Origin of the sequence: Listeria cornellensis FSL F6-0969, assembly GCF_000525855.1 — a bacterium.
Taxonomy (GTDB): domain Bacteria; phylum Bacillota; class Bacilli; order Lactobacillales; family Listeriaceae; genus Listeria_A; species Listeria_A cornellensis.
In genome coordinates, this window is sequence record NZ_AODE01000035.1 from 1 (window position 1) to 7,715 (window position 7,715).

Genomic DNA, 7,715 nt, shown 5'->3' on the forward strand with positions numbered 1-7,715 from the left:
TCAATTTGATTCAATTAACCTATAAGTCATCAAATTTGCCGTAAGAGCGTTTGACCCAAAAACAACGTATGGCTGTTTAAAAAAATGAAAAATCGCAAAATTGGATTCGTCTAGTTTCGAATAAAAAGTGACTTATGAAATTGCTTCATATAGAAGAAAGCAGTTTTTTTTTACATAATAATTGTTTTCTACCTGTTTTTCATACTATAATGGACGGAAGGGAAATGGGAGAAGTTCATGTTAGCAAGGATTGTAAGAAATGAGGTAAAGATTGTTATGAGAACACAAGCGTTGTCGAAGGAATACAACATCGTTAACGACAAAAAAAAGAATGCAAACCATTAAAATAATGGCCATTGCTCTAATCGTAATTATGTTAATTGTCGGCATAGTACTGGCTTTACGCGAGGCTGTTCCAGTCAACTTCACCGTAGTAGGTATTATAATGTTTATAGTCGCGCTCTACATTGTTTTCACCATTCACGAACTCATCCACGGACTACTATTTTGGGTACTCGGCAACGGTAAAATAAAAATAAGCCTTAAAAAAGGTCTCCTTTATTTTAACTGTCCCAATCAATTATTCGCAAAATGGCAATATAATATCATCAGCATCGGGCCTTGCGTTTTATTAACCCTGATTCTTGTTATTTTAGCATTAGAATTCCCAGGTGATTTAGTAGCTATTTATTTGTTAATTGTAGCCCATTCAGCTCTATGTATGGCAGATATGTACACCATGAAAATCATAGCTTCTGCCCCGAAAAAAGCAAAAATAAGAGATACAAAAGATGGAATTATTGTTGTATCAGAAAAATGATTTCTAAGCCTCAAGATGGTTGCAAAGGATACTACTTTTCGGATACAATAAGGTAATAGGGTAAAAAGGGCATCAAGGTACAGAAAGTAGGTTTTACAAGAATGAGACGTCGGAAGAAAACCCCACTTCTTATTGGAATTTTGCTTGCAGTCGTTTTACTCGGCGGATTGGCTTTTTTCGTAGCAGATAAATTGTTTTTTACAGAGGACGAGCCAGTAGAAGTAACGCGTGTCGATCCAAAGCAAGAATTCATTGAACTGCTAGCCGGACATGCACAACAAATACAAGAACAAGAAGGCATATTGACTAGTATCACCTTGGCCCAAGCCATTTTAGAGTCTAACTGGGGGAACAGTGGACTAGCGACAGAAGGACGGAATTTGTTTGGTATTAAAGGCCGTTATCAAAACGATTCCATAACAATGCCAACACAAGAATATGAAAACGATAAATGGATCACAGTTGATGCCGCATTTCGAAAATATCCAACATGGTTTGAATCACTCGATGACCACGCCAGTCTATTCTTGAAAGGAACTTCTTGGGATAAAGATAAATATCACGAAGTAGTTCAGGCAAAAGATCATCGCACAGCAGCCAATGCTTTGCAAAAATCTGGTTATGCAACAGATCCAGGTTATGCTGCTAAACTAATCGACCTAATCGAGCAAAGAAATTTGCAAGCCTATGATAAAATTTATGATACAATCATTTCCAAAAAAGCGATGAAAGAAACGGGTTCGCCAATGCTTACAAAAGATACTACCATTTGGTCTAGTCCACCCAGAACAAAAGGGGCGAAAAAGACAAATGATTTGGCGAAATATGGAACGGGAAAAGTGGAAATCGTCCAAGAAATGAAGACTGAAAATGGCAGTTGGTACCAAATAAAATCTGGTTCAAAAATGTTGGGTTGGGTAAATAAAGATGTGATTCGCATTAAAACGCTATAAAATTATGGCGTTTTTTTGATGTGTTCAAAAATAAAACACATCTGTAAACTGGCTATGAATAGCGGTCTAGACACATAACGTAATATTATAAACGGAAATGACACATTCCTGTAACCTAAATGCAACACTATTTTTGCTAGAATAAACCCTGTTGATTTGAAAAGATACATGAAGACAAAAATACTATAAAAAAAATCAGAAAGAAGTGTAGAATAAACCGAATGAAAAAATCAGTCAAACGCAACGTAGCTATTTTAGGAACCATTGGGATGATGATGGGCACAATGGGTATTCCAATTAGCACATATGCGGCAGAACGAGAAAATAATTCATCTATAAGCTACACCAATTACCAGCAGAATTTTCTAGATAAAATAGTGCCAGATGCACAGAAACTACAACGTGAGCACGGCGTTTTAACAAGTGTAACGATTGCCCAAGCTATTTTAGAATCAGGATGGGGAAAAAGCGGCTTAACACAACAAGCTAATAACCTATTCGGAATCAAGGGCAGCTACGAAGGTCAATCTATCACAATGAACACGAAAGAATTTTTCGATAATAGTTGGACGACGGTTGATGCACCATTCCGTGCGTATCCAAGCTATTATGAGTCACTAGAAGATCATGCTTTACTATTTGTTAATGGACCTTCATGGAACCCTAATAAATATGCAGGCTTAGTTGGTGAAGAGGACTATAAGAAAACAGCACAAATCATTGAAGATGGAGGCTATGCAACAGATCCTAACTATGCGGAACAACTTATCGAAACCGTAGAAACATATGACCTGTCGAAATACGACCAAGTTTATGATACAGTAACCGCTAAAACAAGCATTTATGCATACGGACAAGTGAAGCCTAACATTCCCACTACTGCATGGACCGTACCTGAGACAATGAAAGGTGCAACGAAAAAAAGCCAATCTATCAAGCTTAAATGGTAATAATTTACGACTTGTTAATCGAGCTAAAATAAGCGATGGATCTACTTGGTACGAAGCAACACTGAACGGTCAAAAAATCGGTTGGATCAAGGCGTCCAATCTGAACTTGACCTACACAACATCAATGGAACAGGAAGTAAATCTAATCAGAGGTGTTGAAAATGAATCGGGTAAAATTTATGCTTTCCCGGTCATAGACAACAGCACTGTTAGAGGTACACTTGCTGGACTAGAAGAAGTACATGTAGACAGCCAAGCCGTGGTTAACAATAAAATTTGGTATCGTGTTAATGATGGCGGCAAACGACTTGGTTGGGTTGAATCACCAACATTAAAATAAATGAGATAGAAAAACTCGTATCCAGTAATATCCGGATACGAGTTTTTTATTGAAGTTTAAAGGGTTTTACAAAAATTTGGCGAATAAGAATACTATAGCTCCTAAATACGAATCCTAAGCTCCACAGGACAATGATCTGATCCCATGACATCTGAGTGTATAGCGGACTCTTCAATATTATCGGCTATACGATTAGAGACAACAAAGTAATCAATACGCCATCCTGTATTACGGGCGCGTGCATTCATACGATAAGACCACCACGAATAGGCTCCTTCAAGTTCCGGATACAAGTAACGGAAAGAATCCGTAAATCCACTTGCAAGCCAATCTGTAAACTTACTACGTTCTTCATCTGAAAATCCCGCATTTTTACGATTGGTTTTAGGATTTTTTAGATCTATTTCTTGATGGGCTACATTCAAATCACCGCATACAATGACTGGTTTGACTTGATCTAATTTTTTTAGGTGTGCCAAAAAAGCATCCTCCCAGTCCATTCGATAGTCAAGGCGCTTCAATTCATTTTGCGAATTAGGTGTATAAACTGTAATCATATAGAATTCAGGATACTCAAGTGTAATCACCCGTCCCTCTTGATCATGAACCTCAATATCTAAACCATACTGCACAGAAAGAGGCTCAGATTTAGAGAAAATAGCTGTACCAGAATATCCTTTTTTAACAGCATAGTTCCAATAATCATGATAACCCGACAAATCTAAGTCAATTTGGCCTTGTTGAAGCTTGGTTTCTTGTAAACAGAAAATATCAGCATTTACCTCTCTAAAATAATCCATGAAGCCTTTCTTTTCCGCAGCCCTGAGACCATTGACATTCCAAGAAATTAATTTCAATTCCATCACTCCTTCGATATCTACTATTATACCTCACAATAATTATTAGGTATAATAGGAAGCGGGAGGTAGAACATGAAGTATATTATATTCTTGAGAGCAATTAATGTAGGTGGTAACCGTAAGATAAAGATGGCTGATTTGAAGGAGGCATTCCACAGCGAGGGTTATCCAAATATTACGACCTATATTCAAAGTGGAAATGTCATAGCTGAACGAGAAGAAACAAATCACGAGGCCATCCAGCAAGAAGTAGAGGCATTAATCAAAAAGCATTTTGATTTTGATGTCCCGGCAGTAGCATTTAATTTATCCGAATATGAAGAAGTACTGAAGCGAAACCCCTTCGATGAAGAAAAAGTAATGGTTCATTTCCTCGATAGAGTACCCGAAGAAGCTGCAATTAATAATCTAGGGCAGCTAAGTCAAGATGACCGAGATAAGAGTGTCCTTGTGGGGAGATTTTTATTCATTTCTTTAAAAGCAGGTGTATCGGATAGTTTGTACTCAAATAAGTTTGTTGAAAAGGTATTACAAGTAAAAGCGACTGCGAGAAATTGGAATACGGTCCTAAAAATGGCTGAGAAAGTAAATATTAAATAAATCAGGGAGGAAAAAAATAATGAAAAATGAAATAATGGAACGGTTCATAAAATATGTAAAAATAGACACGCAATCAAATGAGGGCAGCTCAACAGTTCCAACAACACAAGGACAACTGGAATTAGGGAATATATTAGTGGAGGAACTAAAAGCAATCGGGATGGAAGAAGTAACGATTGACGCAAACGGATACGTAAGGGCCACTCTTCCAAGTAATACGAATAAGGATATAGCGACTATAGGATTTCTAGCACATATTGATACAGCAACAGATATGACAGGTAAAAACGTGTCCCCACAAATCCATGAAAATTTTGATGGAGGAGCTATCGTGTTGAATAAAGATCTAGGAGTTATCCTTTCACCAGAAGCCTTTCCGGAACTACCTACATATAAAGGTCAGACGCTAATCACGACGGATGGAACAACCCTTCTTGGTGCGGACGACAAAGCCGGCATAACGGAGATAATGGTTGCGATGAACTACTTACTAAAGCATCCAGAGATAAAGCATGGTCGAATCCGTGTAGCCTTCACACCAGACGAGGAAATCGGTCGCGGTCCACATCATTTTGATGTAAAAGCATTTGGTGCCGAGTTCGCGTATACTATGGATGGGGGGCCGATTGGAGAATTAGAATACGAGAGCTTTAATGCTGCAGCCGCTCGAATCACATTTAAAGGTAACAGTGTACATCCAGGGACAGCCAAAGATAAGATGGTTAACGCAAATAAAATGGTAATGGAATTTCATAGTCATTTACCACAAGATGAAATACCCGAAAAAACAGATGGATACGAGGGGTTCTATCACTTGATCTCGTTGAACGGAGACGTGGAGCTCGCAAAAGCCTACTATATTATCAGAGACTTTGATCATGATGCCTTTATTATGAGGAAAGCTAAAGTTTCTGAAATAGTAAAAGAGCTACAAATGAAATATGGTGAAGATAATATCGCTTTAGAAATGAACGATCAATATTACAATATGAAAGAAAAAAATTGAACCAGTCAAAGAAATTGTAGATATGGCCTATAGAGCTATGAAAAATTTGGATATTGAACCAGATATTCGTCCAATTAGAGGCGGAACAGATGGATCACAACTATCTTTTCAAGGTTTGCCAACACCTAATATCTTCACAGGTGGGGAGAACTACCATGGAAAATTTGAATATATATCCGTGGAAAGCATGCTTAAAGCAACGCAGGTGATTATTGAGGTAGCACGTCTATTTGAGCACGAGGCATAACAGCACAATTATCGCTTATGAGGATAAATCAATTTGGAGGTATTCTCATAAGCATTATTTTCTTATTTAGGGAAAACAGATATTTGACCATTATCTAAAGTGACTACATCTACGTTATGACAATAGAAGGAAGATAACTTTTCTTTAGTGAGCATAGTGTGAGTGAGGCCAGAATCGTATTTTTTCCCTTCTTTAAGTAATAGTGTGTGATTAAAACATGGTAATATTTCTTCTGTATGGTGTGTTACATAGAGAATAGTTGGTGCGGTAGGTAGTTTAGTGATTACTTTAATACGGTCTAACAAGCTTTTCTTTGCGAAAATATCGAGGCCAGTACAAGGTTCATCAAGAATCAATAGTTCGGGTTTACCCATAAGAGCTCTAGCAATAAGTACAATCTGTCGTTCACCTTGTGACAAAACAGCATATCGTTTACCAATTAATTCTTCTCCGCCGCATTCTATTAAAATCGAACGAGCAGATTCTTTTTCTTCAATAGTGGTTTCTTGATACAAACCGATACTAGCGAATTTCCCACTGACAACGATAGACTCAGCGAAGTCATATTCCCGTAGTTGTTGCTGTAAAGAAGAACTGACCCAACCAATAGATTTTCGCAATTCGGGGAGTGACGTTTCCCCAAACTGATGACCTAAAACGTTAAGTGAGCCAGAAGTAGGCCAAAGATAGCCATTCAATAATTTTAGCAAAGTAGTTTTTCCAGAACCGTTTAGTCCAAGAACTGCCCAGTTTTCTTTATTCTTAACAGACCAATCAATAGAATCTAATAAAATCTTTCCATCACGCTTTAAAAAATACTTGATTGAATTCGAACATGTAGAAATTCCTCCTTGTAAGGTATAGAGTCTTTGCATCTATTTTACATAAAAATAAGAAAATTAGATAATATAAAGTGAGGTATCACGAGAAATGGATAATCAAATGCTAGATAAAGCTAAAGTATATATACAAAAGAAATTCGCAGATGAAAAGACGGGGCACGACTGGTATCATATTGACAGAGTTTATAAAATGGCAGTATTTCTTCAAAGTAAAGAAGGTGGTAATCTCATGCTGATTAAGATGGCCGCTTTATTCCACGATTTCGCGGATTCAAAATTGAATAGTGATCCTACACAGGCTGGACAAGTTATGGAAGATTGGTTTAGAAGTCATGGGCTCACTGAAGATGAAGTTCAAAATATCTCATCCATTATTGAAAATGTGTCCTTTAGCCATGGAAAGAGCAAACAGGCTAAATTAGATGTAGAAAGCAAAATCGTGCAGGATGCAGATAGGTTAGATGCAATCGGGGCTATAGGAATAGCTAGATGCTTTACTTATGGCGGAGTTAAAGGAAGATATATATATAATCTCAAAAACATGGAAGGGAGTAGCATACAGCATTTTTACGATAAGCTGTTACTGATTAAAGACAAAATACAGACAGATACGGCTAGACCAATAGCACATACAAGACATGAAGCACTGGTGAGCTTTTTAAACACCCTAGAAAATGAATGCAATATACAATTTTAATGAATTAAAACAAAACAGTTGCTTTTTATGAATATATATTATATACTTAAAAAGTTCTCGAGTTGAGAGCGCGAAAATATTAATAAAATAAGTTGTTGACACGCTAATATGTTATATGATAAGATATAAAAGTTGTGTTAAACAAACCTATGACCTTTGAAAACTGAACAGAAACAAAGATAAAACCAATAGAGACAGTGATGTTTCTAGGTAAGAATCGCAGGGCGGAAATAGAAAGCTATTTCCAAAAGTAATACTAGTAAAGTAATTTGCTAGCGAAGTCATTTTGACGCAAGGATCTTATTCACGGTGTTGAATAAGTATTCAGATTCATCTTTATTTTAAAGAGAGTTTGATCCTGGCTCAGGACGAACGCTGGCGGCGTGCCTAATACATGCAA

The 7,715-nt window shown here is 37.1% G+C and carries 7 protein-coding genes, 1 rRNA gene and 2 pseudogenes; 8 read left to right on the plus strand and 2 right to left on the minus strand.

Annotated elements, in window-relative coordinates; genetic code table 11:
* The first annotated feature begins 331 nt into the window (after nucleotides 1–331).
* The 4 genes from PCORN_RS13970 (at nucleotide 332) to PCORN_RS18680 (ending at nucleotide 3,063) form a co-directional block, all read left to right on the plus strand.
* Nucleotides 332–820: a DUF3267 domain-containing protein gene (locus tag PCORN_RS13970; RefSeq protein WP_036081809.1), complete on the plus strand. Its 489-nt coding sequence runs from the start codon at nucleotides 332–334 to the stop codon at nucleotides 818–820.
* Between the two features lie 101 nt (nucleotides 821–921).
* Nucleotides 922–1,773 carry a glucosaminidase domain-containing protein gene (locus PCORN_RS13975; protein ID WP_036081811.1) on the plus strand — a complete coding sequence of 284 codons (852 nt, stop codon included), beginning with the start codon at nucleotides 922–924 and terminating at the stop codon, nucleotides 1,771–1,773.
* A 221-nt stretch (nucleotides 1,774–1,994) separates the two neighbouring features.
* A complete protein-coding gene (locus PCORN_RS13980; protein ID WP_051999501.1) occupies nucleotides 1,995–2,723 on the plus strand; it encodes a glycoside hydrolase family 73 protein in 729 nt (242 codons plus the stop codon).
* Entirely contained in the window at nucleotides 2,683–3,063 is a 381-nt protein-coding gene (locus PCORN_RS18680; RefSeq protein ID WP_077913925.1) for a GW dipeptide domain-containing protein, read from the plus strand. The genes PCORN_RS13980 and PCORN_RS18680 overlap by 41 nt, the downstream gene beginning before the upstream one ends.
* Before the next feature lie 101 nt (nucleotides 3,064–3,164).
* Here the strand turns inward: PCORN_RS18680 and PCORN_RS13985 are convergent, their stop codons facing one another.
* Nucleotides 3,165–3,920, minus strand: a complete 756-nt coding sequence (locus PCORN_RS13985; protein WP_036081817.1) for an exodeoxyribonuclease III — start codon at nucleotides 3,918–3,920, stop codon at nucleotides 3,165–3,167.
* A gap of 75 nt (nucleotides 3,921–3,995) precedes the next feature.
* Between PCORN_RS13985 and PCORN_RS13990 the strand changes: the two genes are divergently transcribed.
* Complete coding sequence (locus PCORN_RS13990; RefSeq protein ID WP_036081813.1) at nucleotides 3,996–4,523, plus strand: DUF1697 domain-containing protein; 528 nt, start codon at nucleotides 3,996–3,998, stop codon at nucleotides 4,521–4,523.
* A gap of 19 nt (nucleotides 4,524–4,542) precedes the next feature.
* A pseudogene (gene pepT, locus PCORN_RS13995) lies at nucleotides 4,543–5,776 on the plus strand (peptidase T).
* A gap of 62 nt (nucleotides 5,777–5,838) precedes the next feature.
* Here the strand turns inward: pepT and PCORN_RS14000 are convergent.
* A pseudogene (locus PCORN_RS14000) lies at nucleotides 5,839–6,613 on the minus strand (ABC transporter ATP-binding protein).
* 93 nt (nucleotides 6,614–6,706) lie between these two features.
* Here PCORN_RS14000 and PCORN_RS14005 point away from each other — a divergent pair.
* Nucleotides 6,707–7,315, plus strand: coding sequence for an HD domain-containing protein (locus tag PCORN_RS14005; protein ID WP_036081815.1), 609 nt, complete (start codon nucleotides 6,707–6,709; stop codon nucleotides 7,313–7,315).
* A 340-nt stretch (nucleotides 7,316–7,655) separates the two neighbouring features.
* Nucleotides 7,656–7,715, plus strand: a 16S ribosomal RNA gene (locus tag PCORN_RS14010); the annotation flags it as partial.